This window comes from Sinorhizobium americanum (assembly GCF_001651855.1).
GTDB classification, from domain to species: domain Bacteria; phylum Pseudomonadota; class Alphaproteobacteria; order Rhizobiales; family Rhizobiaceae; genus Sinorhizobium; species Sinorhizobium americanum.
In genome coordinates this window covers 283,941-304,661 of record NZ_LNQC01000081.1, presented here as the reverse complement: position 1 = coordinate 304,661, position 20,721 = coordinate 283,941, and the positions used below count along the sequence as shown (strand labels likewise).

Genomic DNA, 20,721 nt, shown 5'->3' with positions numbered 1-20,721 from the left:
CGCGGAGAAGCACTTAGTATGCTTCAGGGCTTCTTGAAGCTCACGAGATAGTGCGTTGGCGGCGGCTTGTCAGCCGTCTGCCAGGGTCTAAATTGAAAAAAGGGAACCAGACGCCGGGTGATGCCGAATCGGGTTCGACACGCACGAGCGGGAGACAGGCGATGAGTGTGATGAAGACCGCGGCCGAAGCGGCCGACGAGAAGGCGATCGTCGCTGCCGCGGAAGCGGCTCTCGGAGAGATTGCGCTCATCCGAGCGGAGGTCGGCAAGGTCATCTTCGGCCAGGAGAGTGTGGTCGAGCAGACGCTGCTGGCGGTGCTTTCCGGCGGCCATGCGCTGCTCGTCGGCGTACCGGGTCTTGCCAAGACCAAGCTCGTCGCGACGCTCGGCACCGTTCTCGGCCTCGCCAACAGCCGCATCCAGTTCACGCCGGACCTGATGCCCTCGGATATTCTCGGTTCCGAAGTGATGGACCAGGATCAGGCCGGCCACCGATCTTTCCGGTTCATCCCCGGTCCGATCTTCACCCAACTCCTGATGGCGGACGAGATCAACCGAGCCTCGCCCCGCACCCAATCGGCGCTGCTGCAAGCCATGCAGGAATATCACATCACCATTGCCGGGGCCCGCAAGGACCTGCCACACCCCTTCCACGTGCTCGCGACCCAGAACCCGCTCGAGCAGGAAGGCACCTATCCGCTGCCGGAAGCCCAGCTTGACCGCTTCCTGATGCAGGTCGACGTGGGCTATCCGGAGCTTGCCGCCGAACGGCAGATTCTGCTCGAGACAACCGGCGTGACCGAGATCGAAGCCCGGCCGGTCATCAACGCGGAGCGCCTGCAGCAGCTTCAGCATCTTATCCGGCAGATGCCGGTCGGCGAAAAGGTTGTCGATGCCATCCTGTCGCTCGTCCGATCCGCCCGGCCGGGCAACGGAAACGCCGCCACCGACAAGAACGTCGCCTGGGGGCCGGGTCCGCGTGCCGGCCAGGCTTTGATGCTCTGTGCCCGGGCTCGTGCTCTTTATGACGGCCGGCTGGCACCCTCGATCGACGATATTCTCGCGCTTGCCGAGCCCGTGCTGCAGCACCGCATGGCGCTGACCTTCGCGGCCCGCGCCGAGGGTATGACGGTGCGGGACGTCATCGCCGACCTGGTGAAGCGAGCCAAGGGATAGCGCATGGCCGCAATCGGGCAGACAGTCGCGCGTACACCGTCCGGGGAAGTCCTGTCGCGCGCCCAACAGCGGGCGATGCTCGTCCCCGATTGCCTTGTCGAAGCGCGTCGCATCGCCAACACGGTGATTGCCGGCTGGCACGGCCGGCGCAAGCGCGGCATCGGCGAGAATTTCTGGCAGTTCCGCCCCTATAGCCAGGGCGAAAGCCTGTCGCGCATCGACTGGCGCCGCTCGGCGCGCGACGACCATACCTATGTCCGCGACCGCGAGTGGGAGGCGGCGCACACGATCTGGCTCTGGGCCGATCTTTCGCCCTCGATGATGTACAAATCGACGCTCGGCGCGGTGTCGAAGGAAAGCCGCGCACTGGTGCTGATGCTGGCGCTTGCCGAAATCCTCGCCCGCTCCGGCGAGCGCATCGGCTGCCCCGGGGTGATGGAGCCCGTTTCCGCCCGCAACGCCGCCGAGCGCCTGGCGGCAGCGATCATGCTGAGCCCGCTTGGCGGCGGCCTGCCCGAGACCGGGATGATCCGCGGCGCCAGCGATCTGGTGCTGATCGGCGACTTTCTCGATCCCGCCGACAAGGTCATGGAGCGGCTCGGCCCGCTCGCCCGCAGGGGACTGCGCGGACATGTCGTCGAAATCGCCGACCCGGCCGAGGAAGTCTTCCCCTATGCGGGCCGCACCGAATTCACCGATCCGGAATCCGGCGAGAAACTGACCGCCGGCCGCGCCGAAATCCTGCGCGAGGACTACCAGCGCGCCTACCGCGCACGCCGCGACGGTCTCGGCGCCGGTCTCCGCCACCTCGGCTGGACCTTCATTCCGCATCGGACCGACCGGCCGGCCTCGGAGGCGCTGGTCGCCGTCCATATGTATCTTTCCGGGATGCCCACCCGCGCGACACACGGGGGGCAGCTATGATCGGCGGCCTCGCCTTCGCCTTTGCCAACCCCGCGATACTGGCCGCCCTCGTGGCCCTGCCGGTGATCTGGTGGCTGCTGCGCATGATGCCGCCGAGGCCGGCGGCGGAGGTCTTCCCGCCGCTTCGCATCCTCGCCTCGGTGATCAAGCGCGAGGAGACGCCGTCGAAAAGCCCCTGGTGGTTGACGCTTCTCAGGATGCTGCTGGCGGCTGCGGTTATCTTTGCGATCGCCGACCCGGTCTTCAATCCCCGCAGCAACACCCTCGCCGCCTCCGGCCCGTTGGCGCTCGTGATCGACAACAGCTGGGCAACGGCACCCGACTGGGAGCGACGGGTCGAGGCTGCGTCGGCGTTGATCGACGATGCCGAAGCCAGGGATCTTGCCGTTTCCATTCTCTTGACCGGCGATCGCCAGCACGACGCGACGCCGGCCTCGGCCGCTGCAGCACGCACCCGGCTCGCGGCCGCTGCGCCGGAGCCGCTTCCCGCCGATCGCCGAGCGGCGCTTGCGGCGCTGAAGACCGCATTCAACGGCACCCCGCCCGGGACGATCGCCTTCGTCACCGACGGCATCGAAGCGGCCGATGACAAGACCATGGCGGCGCTGAACGAAATCGGCGCGGCGGAGCTCCGGGTGATCGACGCGGACGGCAGCCAGGCGGTCGCACTGACCGGCACGAGCAACGAGTCTGCCGGCATGTCGGTGACGGCCACCCGCCTGAAGACGGATGATCGCCGGTCCCTCCCGATCGTCGCTTACGACAGCCGCGGCCGCGCCATCGCCGATGGCGCAATCGATTTTGCCGTCGGCGCCGCCGTCGCCAAGGGGACGATCGAAGCGCCGTTCGAGCTGCGCAACGATTTCGCCCGCATCGGCATCGAAGGTGCGGCGACGGCCGGCGCCACGCATCTGCTGGACGACGGGTTCCGCCGGCGTCGCGTCGCGCTGCTCAGCGGTGAGGCGCGCGACCTCTCACAGCCGCTGTTGTCGCCGCTCTACTACATCAACCGCGCGCTCGCCCCCTATGCCGATCTCATCGAACCGCGCGAGACCGACCTCGCCGTCGCCATTCCCGAGCTCCTGGAACAGCGCCCTTCCGTCCTGATCATGGCCGATATCGGCCGGTTGCCGGAAGAAACCTATCCGCTGCTTTCGAAGTGGATCGACAACGGCGGCATGCTGATCCGCTTCGCCGGACCGCGCCTTGCTGCGGCACCGGCCGACGATCCGCTCGTTCCCGTCACGCTCCGGCAAGGCGAGCGGGCGCTCGGCGGCGCCCTCTCCTGGTCCGAACCGCAGCCGCTCGCCGATTATCCGGCCAACAGCCCCTTCGCCGGCATGGCGCGGCCGGCCGACATTCTCGTCAAGCGCCAGGTTCTGGCCGAACCAACGGCCGATCTGGTCGAGCGCACCTGGGCAAGCCTCGCCGACGGCACGCCGCTGGTGACGACGGCGGCACGCGGCACCGGCCGCATCGTGCTCTTCCATGTCAGCGCCGAGGCGACCTGGTCGAACCTGCCGATTTCCGGGCATTTTGTCGAGATGCTTCGCCGCAGCCTCCAGCTTTCACGCAGCGGCGGCGTCGCCGGCGAAAGCAAGGCAGCACAGGCGCACACGCTGGCGCCCTTCCGACTCCTCAATGCCGACGGCGTGCTCGTCGCGGAGACCGGCAATGCCCGGCCGCTCGATATGCAGCCCGGCAAGGCTCCCGTCACCACGCCGGACAACCCGCCTGGGCTCTACGGCTCCGAGGACGGATTCACCGCCCTGAACCTCTTGCCGCGGGACGCCGAACTCAAACGGATCGACATGACGCTTGCCGGAGCCCATACCGTGGAACGGCTCGTGCGGGCAGAGAGCTGGTCGCTGAAACCGGCCCTGCTGACGTTCGCCCTGCTTCTGCTCATTGCCGACGCCATTATCGTGCTCTTCATGGGAGGTGCCTTTTCCCGCATCCGCATGGCGCGCGCCGCATCGGTGCTGGTCTTCGCGCTTGCCGCAGGCGTTCTCTCCATGCCGCCGCAGGTCCTTGCAGACGATGCGCGGCCCGACGACGAGCGTATCCTCGAACGCCTGGACACGACGCATCTCGCCTATGTCGTCACCGGTGAGGACGAGGTCGACCGGCTTTCGGAGAGCGGGCTTCGCGGGCTGACCGATTTTCTCACATACCGCACCACACTCGAGCCCGGTGCGCCTGTCGGCCTCGACATCATGCGGGACGAACTCAGCCTCTATCCGATCATCTACTGGCCGATTTCGGCGAGCGCCCCGATGCCGAGCCCGCAAGCGGTCAGCCGCATCGATGCCTATATGCGCGCCGGCGGCACGGTGCTCTTCGACACGCGCGACCAGTTCTCCTCGCTCGGCGCAGCCTCGAGCGGCACCAGCCCGAACACGGAACGGCTGCAGGCCATTCTGGCCAATCTGGACATACCGCCGCTTGAGCCAGTGCCCGCCGACCACGTTTTGACCAAGGCCTTCTACCTGCTGACCAATTTCCCAGGGCGCTATACCGGCAGTCCGCTCTGGATCGAGGCGCAGTTCGAAAATCGCGACGAGCCGAGCAACCGGCCGGCCCGCTCGGGCGACGGCGTCACGCCGATCATGATCACCGGCAACGATTTTGCCGGCGCCTGGGCGGTGGACGCCAACGGTGTCGCCCTGCTGCCGACCGTTCCGCCGGACGAAATGCAGCGCGAATACGCCTTCCGCTCCGGCGTCAACGTCATGATGTACATGCTGACCGGCAACTACAAGGCCGACCAGGTGCACGTCCCCGCCCTGCTCGAGCGGCTCGGACAATGAGGCAGCGATGACGATCGATTTCTCACCGCTCCTTCCCTGGCCCTACCTTGCCGCACTGGCGCTTGTTGCGGCCACCTTGGCGGCATTCGGCATCTGGCGAGGCGTTCGCGGCGCCTGGCTCCGCGCTGCGGCACTTGCGGCATTCTTCCTTGCCCTTGCCAATCCAGTGCTGTTTCAGGAGGAGCGCGAGCCGCTCTCCACCATCGTCGCCGTCGTCGTCGACCGCAGCCAGAGCCAGGACAATGACGGCCGGCGCGAACAGACCGACAGGGCGCTTGCCGATCTCAACGAGCGGCTCGCCCGCTTTCCGCAGGTCGAGACGCGTGTCGTCGAGGCAAAGGACGGCGAGGAGACCGAGGCGCCCTCGACGAAGCTCTTTGGCGCTCTCGCAACGGCCATAGCGGACGTGCCGCCCGCCCGGGTCGGCGGCGCCATCTTCATCACCGACGGCCAGATCCACGACGTGCCGGACATCAACCAGAAACTCGGATTCGAGGCGCCGATCTATGGACTGATCACCGGCAAGCCGGACGAGGTCGACCGGCGCATCGAGATCGTCAACGCGCCGCGCTTCGGCATCGTCGGCGAGCAACAGAGGCTGACCTTCCGTGTCGTGGACGATGGCGCTGCCAACGGCGGCAGCGCCGAGGTGACGATCCGGCTCAACGGCAACGAGATCGCGACGGAACATGCGGAACCGGGAACGGATGTCCCGTTCAGCTTCACCGTTCCGCGCGGCGGCAACAATATCCTCGAATTCGAGGTCAACCCGATCGCGGGCGAGGTGACCGAGGTCAACAATCGCGCCGTCCACGTGCTGGATGGCATTCGCGAGAACCTGCGCGTGCTTCTCGTCTCCGGCGAGCCGCATGCAGGCGAACGCGCCTGGCGCAACCTGCTGAAATCCGATGCCGCCGTCGACCTCGTGCACTTCACCATTTTGCGACCGCCGGAAAAGCAGGACGGCACGCCGATCAACGAGCTTTCGCTCATCGCCTTTCCGACGCGCGAGCTTTTCGTCGACAAGATCAGCGAGTTCGATCTGATCATCTTCGACCGCTACCAGCATCGCGGCGTGCTGCCCATTCTCTACTACGACAACATCGCCCAGTATGTGCAGAACGGCGGCGCCCTGCTGATTGCGGCGGGGCCGGAACATGCCGGCGACGATTCGATCGCGGCAACGCCGCTTTCAACTGTACTGCCGGCAAATCCGACCGGCGTCATGAACGAAAAAGCGTTCTTCCCGCGGCTTTCGGAGGAAGGAAAAAAACATCCGGTGACGCGCGGGCTCGAAGGCGCGTCGAGCGAGCCGCCAAGCTGGGGGCGCTGGTTCCGCACCGTCGACGTCGATCGGCCGCTCGGCCAGACCGTCATGGAGGGAGCGGACGGCAAGCCGCTGCTCGTCCTTAACCGCGTCGGCAAGGGTCGCGTCGCCATGCTGCTCTCCGACCAGGGCTGGCTCTGGGCGCGCGGCTTCGAAGGCGGCGGGCCGCATATCTCGCTTTACCGGCGCACCGCCCACTGGCTGATGCAGGAGCCAGCGCTCGAGGAAGAAGCGCTGACGGCGCGCGCGCTGGGGCGGACGCTGGAGATCACCCGGCAGACGATCGAAGGCGACCCCGGCCAGGCGACACTCACCTACCCTTCCGGCCGCACTCAGGAGATAGGGCTCACCGAGCGCGAGCCGGGGCTCTACAAGGCGGAGGTGAAGACCGACGAGATCGGCCTTTTCGAAGTCGCCAATGACGAACTGACGACCCTCGTCCATGTCGGCAATGTCGATGCGCCGGAGTTCAAAGCTGCGATCTCCACCGAGGAAAAGCTGAAGCCCTGGGCCGAGAAGACCAAGGGCATGGTCCGCCGGCTTGCGGATGCGGATGGTGCCGTCGACCTGCCGACCATTCTGCCGGTCCGGGGTGCGGTGCGCGTTGCCGACGACCAGCGTCTGTCGCTCAGGATGACGGACGAGACGGTGCTCAAGGGCGTCAATTCGCTGTCACTCTTCGCTGGCCTCTTCGGCCTCGCCGCCCTGCTTCTGTTGATCTCGGCAATGTGGTATCGCGAAGGGCGGTGAGCGGCGGCATCAAGATCTATACCGCTCGGTGTGCTGCCGCACGTTTGGGCGAGCGCGTTGGATGCCGAGCCTCCAGGATCGTCATCCTCCGTAAAGCTCAGAATGACGAGCAGGAGGATGACGTGTTGGCCGTGTATCGGCCCAGCGCCCAGCAAATCAGGCGGCGGCGCCTTCAGCGGGTGGCGGCACAACGCCCTTCGCTGCAGGCACTACGCTGTCATCCCGCCAGGCAATCACACCCTCGAGCCGCGCGTGAACGTCGGCTGCGATCGGCACGACCAGCACCCGCGCCGGATCGACCGGACCGGGGAATTCGAGCGCGCCGTACCGGACCTTCTCGAAGCCGAGCGGCTGGTAATAGGGCGGGTCGCCGACCAGGATGACCGCTTCCGAGCCCTTCCGCCGCGCCGCCTCGACGGCGATCCGCACCAGTTCCCGACCGATGCCCTTGTTCTTGTGCGACGGCCGGACCGCGAGCGGACCGAGCAGATGCCCCTTGACGGACCCGGCGCTCACGGGCGTCATCCGCACGGAGGCGATCGTTTCGCCGTCATCAGTGCAGATGAAGGACAGCGACCGGTCGTGCGGCCCTTGCTCGCGGATCCGCGCGGCCGCCCGGGCAAACCGGCCGGGACCGAAGGCTTCCTCATTGATGACTTCGATGGCTGCGTCGTGGGATGCGTCTTCGGTCAGATAGACGAGATCGTGCTTTTTCATGGATGTCGAGAACCGGCAAGCGAACAGACAACAGGGATGGCGCGCCCGAAGGGCGTTTGCAGCATCAGCGTCGTCGCAGGCTTCCCGACAGGATCATCGTTATGGTCGCTTCCGAAAAAAGAAAAAGCTTCGGATCGCCGATAGCAGAAAAATGCCGCCGGTCAAAGTCTAAAACGCACTGTTCAGAATTTCATGCCTATCGGCGAGGCTGTGCCGCGCTATCTATCGAGAACTGGAAGAACTGGAAGGATCACGTTGATGGGCAGGCTGGTGGACGGCGTCTGGCAGGACGTCTGGTACGATACGGTCGAAACGAACGGACATTTCAAGCGAAGCGTATCGCAGTTCCGCAATTGGGTCACCGCCGACGGTTCACCCGGCCCCTCGGGCGAAGGCGGTTTCGGGGCCGAGGCGGATCGCTACCATCTCTATGTCTCGCTTGCCTGTCCTTGGGCGCATCGCACACTGATCTTTCGCAAGCTGAAGAAGCTCGAGCAGTTCATCCCGGTCTCGATCGTCGATCCGCTGATGCTGGAAAGCGGCTGGGAATTCAAGGGCGACAACGGCGGCACCGTCGATCACCTCTTCGGCTCGCAGGCGCTCTGGCAGATCTACACGCGCGCCGACCCCAACTACTCGGGTCGGGTCACCGTACCGGTGCTCTGGGACAGAAAGCAGGACACGATCGTCTCCAACGAGTCGGCCGAGATCATCCGCATGTTCAATTCCGCCTTCGACCAGCTCACCGGCTCGACAGCGGATTTCTATCCGGAGGACCTCCGGGAGGAGATCGATGCGCTCAATGCCCGCATTTACGACAAGGTCAACAACGGGGTCTACAAGGCCGGCTTCGCCACGCGCCAGGCAGCCTATGCGGAGAACGTGACGGCGCTGTTCGCGATGTTGGACGAGCTGGAAAGCCGCCTTGCTTCGCAACGCTATCTCTTCGGCGACCGCCCGACCGAGGCGGACTGGCGGCTGTTCACCACTCTGCTGCGATTCGACCCTGTCTATGTGGGCCATTTCAAATGCAACATCCGCCGCATTGCCGACTATCCGAACCTCAGCGGCTATCTGCGCGATCTCTATCAGGTGCCGGGCGTCGCAGAGACCGTCAACATGCGCCATATCAAGGAGCATTATTACCGCAGCCACAGGATGATCAATCCGACCGGTATCGTGCCCGTCGGGCCGGAACTCGATCTTCAGGCGCCGCACGGACGCGAGGATCGGTAATGCATGTCGCCCAAAAGTGTGCAGCGGTTTTGGGGTGACGACATGCACAAAAACAAAGACCGAAAGCGCGCCGCGTGAATACGTTTGAACGTGACGCGCTTTAGGGCCCCTACCAGAACATATCCGGCGCCGCCGTTCCGGCAAGTTCGACAAGCCTGCGGCGCGTTGCCGGCGTGGTGTCCGCGGGCAGATCGTCGGGCGCAAAGAAGCCGGCCGCGGCGATTTCCAGGTCGGCAACTTTCGGCCGCACCTGGCGGACATCGTCGCACCGGAAGAAGACGACGTGATCGCGCTTGCTGGTCCCCGGGTTGTAATAGACCTGCACCAGGCGCGGCGGCCCGGTTAGCTCCAGATTGCCCTCCTCCCGGAGCTCGCGCACCAGCCCGTCAACCGCCGTCTCGCGCCGGTCGACGCCCCCGCCCGGAAAGTGCCATCCGGGCAGATATGAGTGCCTGACGAGGAAAACTCGGCCTCGGTCATCGAAGCATGCGGCCCGTACCCCGAGCGTCATGCCGCGCGAAACGGCGAAATACATGTGAGCAAGCCGCGTCAGGGGCCAGAGCCAGTTGCGCACCTCTTTCGGCCGGTCCTGGTCCATCGGCTTTTCTCTACTCCCGGCAATTCGAAGTGCTTCAACAAGCCACCATGGCCCCTGCGTTGGACATGCGCCGCTGCGCCTGGATAACCCATTCAAGTGATTCCCCTGCCGCCGAATATGCGCTAGACCGGGGCGATGTTCAAACTTGCGCATATTTCCGACGTCCATCTCGGCCCCCTACCCGACCTGTCGTTTCGCGAACTCGCCTCCAAGCGCATTACGGGCTTCGTCAATTGGCACAGGAACCGCGCCCGCCATCTGTTTCCGGGCACGCTCCAATGTCTGATGGATGACATCGAAAAGCGCGACCCGAACCATCTGGCGATCACCGGCGACCTCGTCAACCTCGCTTCCTCCCTGGAAATCGAGGCGGTCACCGAATGGCTCGCCGAGGCGGGCGACCCGCAGGACATCTCCGTCGTGCCCGGCAATCACGACGCCTATGTGCCGGGGGCTTACGAGAAGACGGCACGCGCCTGGTATCCTTTCATGCGCGGCGACAACGGACCCTCCGGGTGGATGAAGGACCATCACTGTTTTCCCTATCTTCGCGTACGGGGCTCGGTCGCCCTCATCGGCTGTTCGACGGCGGTCGCCACGCCTCCCTTTGCGGCGAGCGGCTATTTCGGCCCGCGGCAGGCCCGCGCCACTGTCAACCTCTTGCGCGCGGCCGGCGAGGCCGGTCTGTTTCGGGTCGTCATGATCCACCATCCACCGATCCGCGGCGCGACATCCATGCACAAGCGTATGATCGGCATCCGCCGCTTCGCCGCGACCATCTCTTCGGGAGGTGCGGAGTTGGTCCTGCATGGCCACACTCATCTGAACACTGTCTACTGGCTCAGGGGGCACGCGGCACCGGTGCCGGTGGTTGGCATCGCCTCTGCCTCGCAGGGGCCGGGCGGCGCTAAGCCGGTCGCCGCCTACAACCTGTTCTCGATTGGAGGAGAGCCCGGCAATTGGAAGCTGACCCGCGAGCGCTTCGCCCTTGGCGCGGACGCCAAGACCGTCAGCCTCGCCGAGACAACCCAGTTCCACGGTTGAGAAGGCGCTCCGAGTAGTTCGGGCACCTGGGCGTTTTTTTGAACTGCCGCCCGAATAATCGGGAAGCCCCCGGCGTCTATGTCGCGTTGGGGGTCAAACGCCGCCGGGCGACATCTGCGTCGGCCGGACAACGGCCGCCCGCATTGTTCACAGGAGATGAAGCATCATGAACCGGAAGATCATCCTCTTCACCCTTTCCGCCTTCGCGGCCTCCGTGGCAAGCCAGGCGGCGCTGGCCGTCGGTGATGACAACAGCGCGCCGCCGAAGAAGACCAAGACGACCACCCAGTGCAAGGACGGCAAGGTCTGGGATGCCAAGAGGAACCGCTGCGTCGATGCGAAGCGGAGTGATCTTAGCGACGATGTCCTGTTCGACGCGGCACGCGAACTCGCCTATGCCGGCCAATACGAGAATGCGATCAAGGTCCTCGGCGCCATGAACGAGCAGCAGAGCGCCCGCGTCCTGAACTATCTCGGCTATAGCAACCGCAAGGCCGGGCGCATGGAGCTCGGCATGCAATACTACAAGCGCGCCATTCAGGCCGACGAGAATTATATTCTCGCCCGCTCCTATATGGGCCAGGCCCTGGTCGAGCAAGGTCGGGTCGAGGAGGCGAGAGCGCAGCTCGTCGAAATCCGCGACCGCGGCGGCGAAGGCACGTGGGCTTACCAGGCGCTGCTCGAATCGCTCGGCGGCGTTCGTCAGTATTGACGCTCTTCCTTCCTGCCGAACGCGGCGCTGCCGGCGCTCCAATCCCCGGGAGCCCGGTCGCAAAAAACTCATTGCGATCCGGCTCTTCCCTTGCAGACTTTGGATCAAGTTTCATATCATGAACTGTGCGTTCGCACGGCGAACAGACGGATGATCCGGCACGTCTCACTGGAAGAGAAATGCGCCCAGCGGCAGAGATGAAGGACTTCAGACGGGATTTGGTCAGCCTGCTGCCCAAATTGCGCCGCTTCGCGATGACGCTGACGCGCAATGCCAATGATGCCGACGACCTCGTCCAGGAGGTTTGCGAGCGGGCAATCAGCCGCAGCCATATGTGGAACGGCGAGGGACGGCTGGAGAGCTGGGTCTATGCGATGACCCGCAATCTCTGGGTCGACGAGGTCCGCAAGCGCAAGGTCCGCGGCACCGGCAGCATGGTCGACATATTCGACCGGGACGAACTGAATGTCGAAGCCGCGGCCGAGAAGGCGGTCTATGCCAATCAGCTGCAGAAGATGATCCTCTCCATGCCGGAGGGACTGGCAAGCGTCTTCCTGCTGGTCAACGTCGAAGGTCACAGCTACCGGGAGACCGCGACGATCCTCGGCATCCCGATCGGCACCGTGATGAGCAGGCTTTCGGCAGCGCGCCTGCGGCTCGCGGCCATGCTGTCGGAAGATACGGAAAGGAGGGCCTGACCGTTGCAGCAGACGAAGGGGCTGGCGCTCGAAGTGCGGTTATCCGCATATATCGACGGCGAACTTGGCGAGGCGGAAAGATCCGAGCTCGACGCCCTGCTAGCGCGCGACGACGACGCCAGGGTGCTGCTCGACAAGTTGAAGGCGGGCAGCACATTCGGCAACAGGGCGTTCGAGGATTTCCTCCACGACCCGGTGCCGCTGGCATTGGTGCGGCATATCAAGCAGGGCGGCGGCATCAGCCCCAAGCTGGAGCGGGTGACGACGTCGAACCTTCCGAAGCGCAGCGTCCGGGTGTTGCCGCGGCTGGTGGCCGCGTCGGTCGGCCTGCTGCTGACCGGAGGCGTCGCCGGGTTCATTCTCGGCAGCACGGCCAATTTCGTCGAGCCGACCGGCGAGACCGCCGCGAGCCCGTTTGTCAACGAGATCGCCGACTATCATCGCATCTATTCGCGCCAGAAGGCGCATCTCGTCGAGGTGCCGGCCTCGCAAGCGGCCCACATAGAAACCTGGCTGACCGCGAGCGTCGGCGTCCCCTTCAAGATTCCCGATCTGACGCGCAAGGGCCTTGCCTTCGAAGGCGCAAGGCTGCTGGTCGCCAACGGCAAGCCCGTGGCTCAACTCGTCTACCGCGACCAGGAGGACGAGATCTTCGCCATCTGCTTCTTGAGAAGCGCCGATGGGGCCAAGGCGGATGCGTTCAGCGAGACCATCCAGGGCGATCTGGGATTGGTCTCGTGGCAGAAGGACAATGCCGCCTTCGTCGTCATCGGGCCGTCGTCGGCCGCCGGCTTGCAAGACCTCGCCCACACGGTGACGGGGGTAATGTGACCGCGGTCAAGTATCGGCCCTCATCCGGCCTGCCGGCCACCTTCTCCCCGCGCGCGGGGCGAAGGAGACTCGCGGCGACGTCTTAGTTCCCTCTCCCCGCCTGCGGGGAGAGGGCCAGTCCTCGGGTTAAACCCGAGGAGAGGGGCAATTGCACCTACGGGCGGCTGTTACTCACGCGGCAGCAAGGTTCGGGTCACCGGCCCACCGTCTCCAAAACACGATTCGCCGCCGAGACGATCGCTTCGAGCGAGGCCGCGACGATGTTGGTGTTGATGCCGGCGCCGAAGAGCGTGCCGCCCGGATGCTCTACCTCCACATAGGCGATCGCGGCGGCATTCGAGCCGTGCTGCAGCGAGTGCTCGGAATAGTCCGCGACCGAGAACTCGATGCCGAGATAGATCGACAGCGCATTGATGAACCCATCGATCGGGCCCGTCCCCTTGCCTTCGATCCGCTTCGTCTCGCCGCGATCGGTGATCTCGGCGGCAACGATCCTGAGCCCCTTGTGGTCGCCCACCGGATAGGTGTGGTGATCGACGAACTTGATGCGTGCGCTGGGCTGCTCGACATAACGCTCGATGAAACGCTGGTGGATGCGCTTCGACGGCAATTCCTTGCCTTCCTCGTCGGTGATCCGCTGGATGTCCTCGCGGAACTCGATCTGCAGGTTGCGCGGCAGGTTGATGCCGTAGTCTTCCTGCATGATATAGGCGATGCCGCCCTTGCCCGATTGCGAGTTGATACGGATGATGGCCTCGTAGCTGCGGCCGACATCGCGCGGATCGATCGGCAGATATGGCACCTCCCAGGTGGGCTTGTTGGCCTGCTTCAGCGCCTTCATGCCCTTGTTGATGGCGTCCTGGTGCGAGCCGGAGAAGGCGGTGTAGACCAATTCGCCGACATAGGGGTGGCGCTCCGGAATGACCATCTGGTTGGAATATTCGTAGACTTCCTTGATCCGCTCGATGTCGGAGCAATCGAGCTTCGGATCGACGCCTTGCGTGAACATGTTGAGGGCCAGCGTCACCACATCGACATTGCCGGTGCGCTCGCCGTTGCCGAACAGCGTGCCCTCGACGCGATCGGCGCCGGCCATCAGGCCCAATTCGGTGGCAGCGATGCCGGTACCGCGGTCGTTGTGCGGATGCAGCGAGATGATCAGGCTTTCGCGATTGTCGAGGTTGCGGCACATCCATTCGATCTGGTCGGCATAGACGTTCGGCGTCGCCATCTCGACGGTCGAGGGCAGGTTGAGGATCAGCTTGTTGTCCGGCGTCGGCCTGACGATCTCGGTAACGGCATTGCAGATTTCCAGCGCCACTTCCAGCTCGGTGCCGGTGAAGCTTTCCGGTGAATACTCGAAGCGATAGCCGCCGCCGGCATTGGCCGCCATATCGGTGATCATCTTCGCGGCATCGGTCGCGATCTGCTTGATGCCGGCGACATCCTTGCCGAAGACGACGCGGCGCTGCAATTCGCTCGTCGAATTGTAGAAATGCACGATCGGCCTGTGGGCGCCCTGAAGCGCTTCGAAGGTGCGGGCGATCAGTTCCGGCCGGCACTGCACCAGCACCTGGAGCGACACGTCTTCAGGCACGTTGCCTTCCTCGACGCACCAGCGGGCGAAATCGAAGTCCGTCTGAGAGGCGGAGGGGAAGCCGATCTCGATTTCCTTAAAGCCCATATCGACGAGCAGGTGGAACATGCGGGCCTTGCGATCGTGCCCCATCGGGTCGACCAGCGACTGGTTGCCGTCGCGCAGGTCGACCGAACACCAGATCGGCGCCTTGGTGATCGTGTTGGAAGGCCAGGTCCGGTCCGGCAGGGCGACCTGCGGATAGGCCTGATATTTCACCGCGGCCTCTGGCATGCCGGTCTTGATGGGATGCGATCTCACTATCATGTGCAGCTTCTCTTCGTCACTGGGCGTGGCTTGCCGGATGCAATAGCCGATCACGGACCCTATTGCGAGGCTGACGCCATTGTTTCAGTTCTAGGGGGGTTCGAGGAGCATCTGCCGGCAAGGCTTTCGGCCGCCGGGCGCCCCTCACCGGACCCGGCAACCGCGAGTAAGGCCGAGAAGAAGCAGCGAGGCAAAGGCGCGCGAGGGGGCACGATCGTGATCGTGTCCAAAGAAGATTGCTGAGATCTTGTGCGCGTAAGCCTTGGTCATAAGAGTGCCTATACACGGCTTGGCGAAGCGGAGCAAGGGAGCTGATGGGTGTAGCACGTGTTAGCTGAGGCTTCGATTGCCCGCGCCTGCTTTGCCCCACTCATCGCTTGCGGTGGAACGGAGGTGCCGCCACAAGTCCCTCCTCCCCGCCGGTGGGAGTAGGGCCGGCAGGCGGATGAGGGGGCGCGTACCGCCCCCAACTCTGCGAAATCAAATCTCAGCGACCGACGTGATGATCCGCGAGACGAGTCCGTAGGACTTCGCCTCGTCGGCACCGAGCCAGTAATCGCGGTCTGTATCCTTGGCGATCTTCTCGACCGGCTGGCCGGTGGCTTCGGAGAAGATCTTGTTCAGCCGTTCGTTCATCTTGATGATTTCACGCGCCTGGATCTCGATGTCCGAAGCCATGCCGCGCGTGCCGCCGGACGGTTGATGCAGCAGGAAGCGGGTATTCGGCAGGCAAAGGCGCCGTTCCTTCGGCGGAGCGACGAAGATGAGCGCGCCGGCGGAGGCGACCCAGCCGGTGCCGATCGTCCACACATTCGGCTTCACGAACTTGATCATATCGTGAATGCTGTCGCCGGATTCGACGTGTCCGCCCGGCGAGTTGACGAAGATGCGAATGTCTTCGTCGCTGGCCGAGGCAAGCGCCACCAGCTGCGAGCAGACCTTCTGCGCCAGTTCCTGGTTGATCGTTCCGTAGATGAAAATCGAACGCGACTTGAAAAGGTTCGCCTCGGTTTCCTTGCCCAGCGGCAGCTCGGTCTTCTTTTCTTCCTGGTCGTCGTCGTTCATCCGCATTCTTCGGACTCCTCGTAAAATGCCTCAAGGTCAGATAATGCGACTCGACGCCGATGACAATGCAAACCGGCCAGCGAATAAGGTTCGAACCGCGCGTGCTGTCGCGATGGTAAATCGATGCACCGTCAAATGCCGTATGGACAGCGCAGAAAAGCCCAATAAGATCAGCCCGTAATCAGAGCGGACGGGCTGCCTCCCGAGCCCGCCGACAAGTGGGGACCATAATGAAGACACGCATGCTCATTGCCGCCGCCGCACTCGGGGCTTCCGCGGCGCCCGCCTTCGCGCACCTCGATCCGGTCGAGCACGGTTCGCTGGCGGCCGGTCTTTCCCATCCGTTCTTCGGTGCGGATCATATTCTGGCAATGGTCGCCGTCGGCCTCTGGGCCGCGCAGATCGGCGGCCGCGCGCTCTGGACTGTTCCTGCTGCCTTCGTCGGGATGATGACTGTCGGCTTCGGACTGGCGCTCGCCGCCGTTCCCCTGCCCTTCGTCGAGCCGGCGATCCTCGCCTCGGTCGTCGCCCTCGGCCTGATCGTCGCTATCTCCGTGCGCCTCGACGTGGCGCCTGCCGCTGCGATCGTCGGCATCTTCGCGCTCTTCCACGGCCATGCCCACGGCGGCGAACTGGGGTCGGCCGGCGCCTGGTCCTTCGCCATCGGCTTCATCGCTGCGACCGCATTGCTGCACGCCGCGGGCCTTGGCCTCGGTATCGCGCTTGCGAGGTTTTCAAGCAACGGCACGCTTGCCCGCCTTCTCGGCGGCGTCACCGCGCTGGCGGGTGCGGCGCTGATCTTCGGCTGACGGTGTCGTTGCAGGGCGGCGGGATTCCCGCCGCTTCAGCCGCGGCCGCGATAGGTCGGCACGCCCTGGTCCGGCAGCCAGACCCGCTCCGGCGGATTGCCGGTCTGCCAGAACACGTCGATCGGGATGCCGCCGCGAGGATACCAGTAGGCGCCGATCCTCAGCCACTTCGGAGAGAGAAGCGATACCAGCCGCTTAGCGATGTCGATGGTGCAGTCCTCGTGGAAGGCGCCATGGTTGCGGAAGGAATGCAGGAACAGCTTCAGCGACTTCGATTCGACCAGCCAGCCGTTCGGCACGTAGTCGATGACGATATGAGCAAAATCCGGCTGTCCGGTCATCGGGCAGAGCGAAGTGAATTCTGGCGCCGTGAAGCGGACGACGAAATCCGTGCCCTCATGGCCGCTCGGCACCCGTTCGAGCACCGCCTCTTCGGGGCTCTGCGGCAGATCGACCTTCGCCCCCAGTTGTGAAAGTCCTGATACGTCGGTCTTCGGCATTCTCTGGTTCCTTAAGCTCGCAGCGGTGCGGACAAACCACCGCACACCCTTTTTTTGTCATCCCGCTCTGGTCTTGACGCGCACGCCGTGCGCCTTTTCGCCTTCCGGCTCCACATGTATGGCGATCCTCGCGCCCGGATGAACGGCGCGGATCGCATCCTCGATCCGGTCGCAAATATCATGGGCGTCGCCGACCGGCATCGCCTCCGGCACCACCATGTGGAAATCCACGAAGGTTACCGGACCAGCCTGCCGCGTCTTCAGGTCATGAACGCCGAGCGACCCGCCGGCATTGGCGGCGATCGCCTTCGTGATCGCCTCTTCTTCCTCCACCGGCACGGCCTTGTCCATCAGCCCGTCGATCGAGCGCGAAATGACCTTCCAGCCCTGGAACAGGATGTTGGCGGCGACGACCACGGCAAGCAACGGATCCAGAATTGCATAGCCGGTGGCCACGGCAAGAACAAGGCCGGCGAGCACCCCCGCCGAAGTGACCACGTCGGAGAAGATGTGATGTCCGTCGGCGCTCAGCGCCGGCGAGCGATGCGCCCTGCCGGCGCGGATCAGAATATAGGCCCAGATGGCGTTGACGACACCGGCAGCGAAGTTGATCGCGAGCCCGAGCACCGGCGCCTGCAGCAAAGAGGGCGCCATCATTTCGGGCACCGCCTCCCAAAGGATCGACAGGGCCGCCACGACGATCAAGACACCCTCGATGACCGCCGAGAAATACTCCGCCTTGTGATGCCCGAAGGGGTGGCCGGCATCCGCCGGTTTCGCGGCGTAGCCGATCATCGCATAGGCGATCACCGCAGCGACCACATTGACCACAGATTCCAGGCCATCGGACAACAATGCGACCGACCCGGTCACCCACCAGGCAAGCAGCTTCAGCCCCATGACCCCGAGAGAGAGCGGGATGCCCCAAAAGGCGAGCCTTAGAACCGTTCGATTGTCGGACGCGGTCATCTTCATTCCTCGTGCAGATGCAAACGAGTTGCAAATGCATGCCCATTGAAACGCAAAACCGCCCGCGCGGGTTTTCGCGCAGGCGGATTTTCATGCACCATATGGGCGATATTGAACGGCTTGTCAAAGGCGCGATCGCAACCTCGCGCTTCCGCTTTAGCCGCCCGTCTGTGACGGCATCAGGCCGCCTTGATCTTCGCCCTCTTCGCCAGGTGCGCTACGACGTTCTCGATCATCCGCATGCCGGCGTCACCGCCGAGCGTCATGATCGATTCCGGATGGAACTGCACGGCCGCCACCGGCTCCTTGACATGCTCGATGCCCATGATCGTGCCATCCTCGCTTTCGGCGGTGATCAGGAAGTCGCGCGGCAGGCTCGATGGATCGGCGAAGATCGAATGGTAGCGCCCGACCGTCACTTCCTTGCCGAGGCCGGAGAAGACGATGCCCGGCTCCAGCACGCGGATGCGCGACGGCTTGCCGTGCATCGGGATCGCCAGTTGCCTGAGATCGCCGCCATAGGCCTCGGCAAGCGCCTGCAGGCCGAGGCAGACGCCGAAGATCGGAAGTTCACGCGCCCGCGCCTTCTTGATCGTCGCCTTGCAGTCGAAATCCTTCGGGCTCCCGGGGCCGGGAGAAAGCACGACGAGGTCCGGCTTGACCCGGTCGAAGATTTCCTCGGCAACCGGCGTGCGCACGGTGGTCACCGTCGCACCCGTCTGGCGGAAATAATTCGCCAGCGTGTGGACGAAGCTGTCCTCGTGGTCGACCAGCAGGATATTCACGCCGGCGCCGACGGGCGCGACGTCGCGCGCCGCCTTGGCGCTGTTGGCGGATTTCGCGTCGCGGATGGCTGCAATCATGGCGGAGGCCTTCAGTTCGGTTTCGGCTTCTTCTTCTTCCGGATTGGAATCATAGAGCAGCGTCGCGCCCGCCCTCACCTCGGCGATGCCGTCCTTGATGCGGATGGTGCGCAGCGTCAGCCCGGTGTTCATATCGCCGTTGAAGCCGACCATGCCGATCGCGCCGCCGTACCAGGCGCGCGGGCTCTTCTCATGGCTCTCGATGAAGCGCATCGCCCAGAGCTTCGGCGCACCGGTGACGGTAACCGCCCAGGCGTGGCTGAGGAACCCGTCGAAGGCGTCCATGTCGTCGCGCAGCCGACCCTCGATATGGTCGACCGTGTGGATCAGCCGCGAATACATCTCGATCTGGCGGCGGCCGATCACCTTCACCGAGCCCGGCACGCAGACGCGGCTCTTGTCGTTGCGGTCGACGTCCGAGCACATGGTCAGCTCGGACTCGTCCTTCTTCGAGTTCAGGAGCTTGAGGATCTGCTCGCTGTCGGCGATCGGGTCGTCACCGCGCTTGATCGTGCCGGAGATCGGGCAGGTCTCGATGCGGCGCCCGGAAACGCGCACGAACATCTCCGGCGAGGCGCCGACGAGATATTCCTGGTTGCCGAGATTGATGAAGAAGGAATAGGGCGACGGGTTGATCGCCTTCAGCCGGTTGGAGATTTCGGAGGGGCGGCTTTCGCAGCGCTCATAGAATTTCTGCCCCGGCACCACCTCGAAGAGGTCGCCGCGGCGGAAGCTCTCCTTCGCCTTGACGACGAGTTCGGCATATTCGCCGGGTCGATGGTCGCCGTGCGGTGGGATGCTGTCGACGGTGCGGAACGGCTCGGGCGCGATATCCGCCGCCTTGCCCTCGGTGGAAAATTCATCCTTGGCAAAATCGTAGCGGTCGATCCAGGCCCTAGCGGCATAGTGGTCGACGACGAGGATCTCATCCGGAAGGAAGAGGACCATGTCGCGCTGGTCGTTCGGCCGGGCGAGCTTCAGGTCGATCGCGTCGAACTGGAAGGCAAGGTCGTAGCCGAAGGCGCCGTAAAGGCCGAGGCTCGCATCCTCCTCCGAATGGAAGAGGTTCGTCACGGCGCGAAGCACCGTGAAGACCGTCGGCATCTTCGAGCGCTCTTCCTCGGTAAAGACGCGATCGGGCTCATTGATGGTGAGATCGAGGCGGCGGGCCGTCAGCGTCCCGAGCGTGATGTCGACAACCATTTTCAGGTGCTCGGCGATCAGCGACAGCAGCACCTCGCCGCGCCCGTTATAGGCTTCGATCCAGAGCGAGCGGCCGAAGGAGGAGATGGCGAGCGGCGGGTCGACGACGGCAGTGTCCCAGCGGGTATAGCGCCCCGGATATTCGTAATTCGACGAGAACACCGCACCGCGGCGCTCGTCGAGCCTGTCCACATAGGAGGCGATCGCATCCGCATAGGACGCGTCGCGCCGCCGGCGCGTCACGACGATGCCGCTATTCGTGGTGTAACTCTCCGCGCCGTCTTCCAGAATTACCGTTGCCATTCGCCTCGCTCCGTAAAAGCCCGGTCATTCCACGCGGCTCGAATACGAAAAAAGCCGCCTCGAAATCTCCGGGCGGCTTCATGTCTCAATCACGCATGACTGGTCAAGGCCGCCTCAGCGAGCCCACCACCAGATCGAAATGTTCTGCGTGTTTGCCATGCGCGAAGTGTTAGCGTGGCTTGCGGCCTCACGCAAGCGGGAAACGGCACCGGATGTTCGCGCCCCGAAAGAAAAGAGGCGGCCCTTTCGAGCCGCCTCTCCATGCAGTCGTCGAGGCAACGGAG

At 64.4% G+C, this 20,721-nt stretch carries 18 protein-coding genes; 10 read left to right on the top strand and 8 right to left on the bottom strand.

Annotated features, from left to right (window positions below; translation table 11 throughout):
- Window positions 1-161: 161 nt before the first annotated feature.
- Genes ATC00_RS29895 through ATC00_RS29880 form a run of 4 tightly spaced genes read left to right on the top strand, consistent with a single transcriptional unit; the run spans window position 162 to window position 6,986 of the window.
- The gene (locus tag ATC00_RS29895) at window positions 162-1,175 is read left to right on the top strand and encodes an AAA family ATPase (RefSeq protein WP_037387399.1); all 1,014 of its coding nucleotides are present in this window, start codon (window positions 162-164) and stop codon (window positions 1,173-1,175) included.
- A 3-nt stretch (window positions 1,176-1,178) separates the two neighbouring features.
- Window positions 1,179-2,099, top strand: a complete 921-nt coding sequence (locus ATC00_RS29890) for a DUF58 domain-containing protein (RefSeq protein ID WP_064255410.1) — start codon at window positions 1,179-1,181, stop codon at window positions 2,097-2,099.
- Entirely contained in the window at window positions 2,096-4,909 is a 2,814-nt protein-coding gene (locus ATC00_RS29885; protein WP_064255409.1) for a DUF4159 domain-containing protein, read from the top strand. The genes ATC00_RS29890 and ATC00_RS29885 overlap by 4 nt, the downstream gene beginning before the upstream one ends.
- Before the next feature lie 7 nt (window positions 4,910-4,916).
- Complete coding sequence (locus tag ATC00_RS29880; protein ID WP_037387405.1) at window positions 4,917-6,986, top strand: membrane protein; 2,070 nt, start codon at window positions 4,917-4,919, stop codon at window positions 6,984-6,986.
- 156 nt (window positions 6,987-7,142) lie between these two features.
- Here the strand turns inward: ATC00_RS29880 and ATC00_RS29875 are convergent, their stop codons facing one another.
- The gene (locus ATC00_RS29875; protein WP_064255408.1) at window positions 7,143-7,703 is read right to left on the bottom strand and encodes a GNAT family N-acetyltransferase; all 561 of its coding nucleotides are present in this window, start codon (window positions 7,701-7,703) and stop codon (window positions 7,143-7,145) included.
- A gap of 258 nt (window positions 7,704-7,961) precedes the next feature.
- On the opposite strand from ATC00_RS29875, the gene ATC00_RS29870 reads away from it, so the two are divergent.
- A complete protein-coding gene (locus ATC00_RS29870) occupies window positions 7,962-8,939 on the top strand; it encodes a glutathione S-transferase family protein (RefSeq protein WP_064255407.1) in 978 nt (325 codons plus the stop codon).
- A 109-nt stretch (window positions 8,940-9,048) separates the two neighbouring features.
- Here ATC00_RS29870 and ATC00_RS29865 read toward each other — a convergent pair whose 3' ends face one another.
- Window positions 9,049-9,537 carry an NUDIX domain-containing protein gene (locus ATC00_RS29865; RefSeq protein WP_064255406.1) on the bottom strand — a complete coding sequence of 163 codons (489 nt, stop codon included), beginning with the start codon at window positions 9,535-9,537 and terminating at the stop codon, window positions 9,049-9,051.
- Window positions 9,538-9,672: 135 nt separating this feature from the next.
- On the opposite strand from ATC00_RS29865, the gene ATC00_RS29860 reads away from it, so the two are divergent.
- The 4 genes from ATC00_RS29860 to ATC00_RS29845 all read left to right on the top strand — a co-directional run bounded on the left by ATC00_RS29860 (window position 9,673) and on the right by ATC00_RS29845 (window position 12,822).
- Window positions 9,673-10,581: a metallophosphoesterase family protein gene (locus ATC00_RS29860; protein WP_064255405.1), complete on the top strand. Its 909-nt coding sequence runs from the start codon at window positions 9,673-9,675 to the stop codon at window positions 10,579-10,581.
- Window positions 10,582-10,747: 166 nt separating this feature from the next.
- Window positions 10,748-11,293, top strand: a complete 546-nt coding sequence (locus ATC00_RS29855) for a tetratricopeptide repeat protein (RefSeq protein WP_064255404.1) — start codon at window positions 10,748-10,750, stop codon at window positions 11,291-11,293.
- 179 nt (window positions 11,294-11,472) lie between these two features.
- Window positions 11,473-11,991, top strand: coding sequence for an RNA polymerase sigma factor (locus ATC00_RS29850; protein ID WP_064255403.1), 519 nt, complete (start codon window positions 11,473-11,475; stop codon window positions 11,989-11,991).
- A 3-nt stretch (window positions 11,992-11,994) separates the two neighbouring features.
- Window positions 11,995-12,822, top strand: a complete 828-nt coding sequence (locus ATC00_RS29845) for an anti-sigma factor family protein (RefSeq protein WP_064255402.1) — start codon at window positions 11,995-11,997, stop codon at window positions 12,820-12,822.
- 193 nt (window positions 12,823-13,015) lie between these two features.
- Here the strand turns inward: ATC00_RS29845 and leuA are convergent, their stop codons facing one another.
- Window positions 13,016-14,725: a 2-isopropylmalate synthase gene (gene leuA / locus ATC00_RS29840; protein ID WP_064255439.1), complete on the bottom strand. Its 1,710-nt coding sequence runs from the start codon at window positions 14,723-14,725 to the stop codon at window positions 13,016-13,018.
- A gap of 480 nt (window positions 14,726-15,205) precedes the next feature.
- Window positions 15,206-15,790 (bottom strand): ATP-dependent Clp protease proteolytic subunit, encoded by a 585-nt coding sequence (locus ATC00_RS29835; protein ID WP_037387919.1) that lies wholly within the window; start codon window positions 15,788-15,790, stop codon window positions 15,206-15,208.
- 230 nt (window positions 15,791-16,020) lie between these two features.
- Between ATC00_RS29835 and ATC00_RS29830 the strand changes: the two genes are divergently transcribed.
- Window positions 16,021-16,599, top strand: a complete 579-nt coding sequence (locus tag ATC00_RS29830) for a HupE/UreJ family protein (RefSeq protein ID WP_037387418.1) — start codon at window positions 16,021-16,023, stop codon at window positions 16,597-16,599.
- A gap of 35 nt (window positions 16,600-16,634) precedes the next feature.
- Here the strand turns inward: ATC00_RS29830 and queF are convergent, their stop codons facing one another.
- The 4 genes from queF to trpLE all read right to left on the bottom strand — a co-directional run bounded on the left by queF (window position 16,635) and on the right by trpLE (window position 20,596).
- Window positions 16,635-17,099 carry a preQ(1) synthase gene (gene queF, locus ATC00_RS29825; RefSeq protein ID WP_037387419.1) on the bottom strand — a complete coding sequence of 155 codons (465 nt, stop codon included), beginning with the start codon at window positions 17,097-17,099 and terminating at the stop codon, window positions 16,635-16,637.
- A 57-nt stretch (window positions 17,100-17,156) separates the two neighbouring features.
- A complete protein-coding gene (locus ATC00_RS29820; protein ID WP_037387921.1) occupies window positions 17,157-18,068 on the bottom strand; it encodes a cation diffusion facilitator family transporter in 912 nt (303 codons plus the stop codon).
- Window positions 18,069-18,247: 179 nt separating this feature from the next.
- A complete protein-coding gene (locus tag ATC00_RS29815; RefSeq protein ID WP_064255401.1) occupies window positions 18,248-20,437 on the bottom strand; it encodes an anthranilate synthase in 2,190 nt (729 codons plus the stop codon).
- Between the two features lie 114 nt (window positions 20,438-20,551).
- Window positions 20,552-20,596, bottom strand: coding sequence for a trpE operon leader peptide TrpLE (gene trpLE, locus ATC00_RS33225; protein ID WP_178385068.1), 45 nt, complete (start codon window positions 20,594-20,596; stop codon window positions 20,552-20,554).
- Between the last annotated feature and the right edge of the window lie 125 nt (window positions 20,597-20,721).

Coding starts and splice junctions, on each gene's coding strand:
- ATC00_RS29895 (WP_037387399.1), top strand. CDS start 162: ATGAGTGTGATGAAGACCGCGGCCGAAGCGGCCGACGAGAAGGCGATC.
- ATC00_RS29890 (WP_064255410.1), top strand. CDS start 1,179: ATGGCCGCAATCGGGCAGACAGTCGCGCGTACACCGTCCGGGGAAGTC.
- ATC00_RS29885 (WP_064255409.1), top strand. CDS start 2,096: ATGATCGGCGGCCTCGCCTTCGCCTTTGCCAACCCCGCGATACTGGCC.
- ATC00_RS29880 (WP_037387405.1), top strand. CDS start 4,917: ATGACGATCGATTTCTCACCGCTCCTTCCCTGGCCCTACCTTGCCGCA.
- ATC00_RS29875 (WP_064255408.1), bottom strand. CDS start 7,703: ATGAAAAAGCACGATCTCGTCTATCTGACCGAAGACGCATCCCACGAC.
- ATC00_RS29870 (WP_064255407.1), top strand. CDS start 7,962: ATGGGCAGGCTGGTGGACGGCGTCTGGCAGGACGTCTGGTACGATACG.
- ATC00_RS29865 (WP_064255406.1), bottom strand. CDS start 9,537: ATGGACCAGGACCGGCCGAAAGAGGTGCGCAACTGGCTCTGGCCCCTG.
- ATC00_RS29860 (WP_064255405.1), top strand. CDS start 9,673: ATGTTCAAACTTGCGCATATTTCCGACGTCCATCTCGGCCCCCTACCC.
- ATC00_RS29855 (WP_064255404.1), top strand. CDS start 10,748: ATGAACCGGAAGATCATCCTCTTCACCCTTTCCGCCTTCGCGGCCTCC.
- ATC00_RS29850 (WP_064255403.1), top strand. CDS start 11,473: ATGCGCCCAGCGGCAGAGATGAAGGACTTCAGACGGGATTTGGTCAGC.
- leuA (WP_064255439.1), bottom strand. CDS start 14,725: ATGATAGTGAGATCGCATCCCATCAAGACCGGCATGCCAGAGGCCGCG.
- ATC00_RS29835 (WP_037387919.1), bottom strand. CDS start 15,790: ATGAACGACGACGACCAGGAAGAAAAGAAGACCGAGCTGCCGCTGGGC.
- ATC00_RS29830 (WP_037387418.1), top strand. CDS start 16,021: ATGAAGACACGCATGCTCATTGCCGCCGCCGCACTCGGGGCTTCCGCG.
- queF (WP_037387419.1), bottom strand. CDS start 17,099: ATGCCGAAGACCGACGTATCAGGACTTTCACAACTGGGGGCGAAGGTC.
- ATC00_RS29820 (WP_037387921.1), bottom strand. CDS start 18,068: ATGACCGCGTCCGACAATCGAACGGTTCTAAGGCTCGCCTTTTGGGGC.
- ATC00_RS29815 (WP_064255401.1), bottom strand. CDS start 20,437: ATGGCAACGGTAATTCTGGAAGACGGCGCGGAGAGTTACACCACGAAT.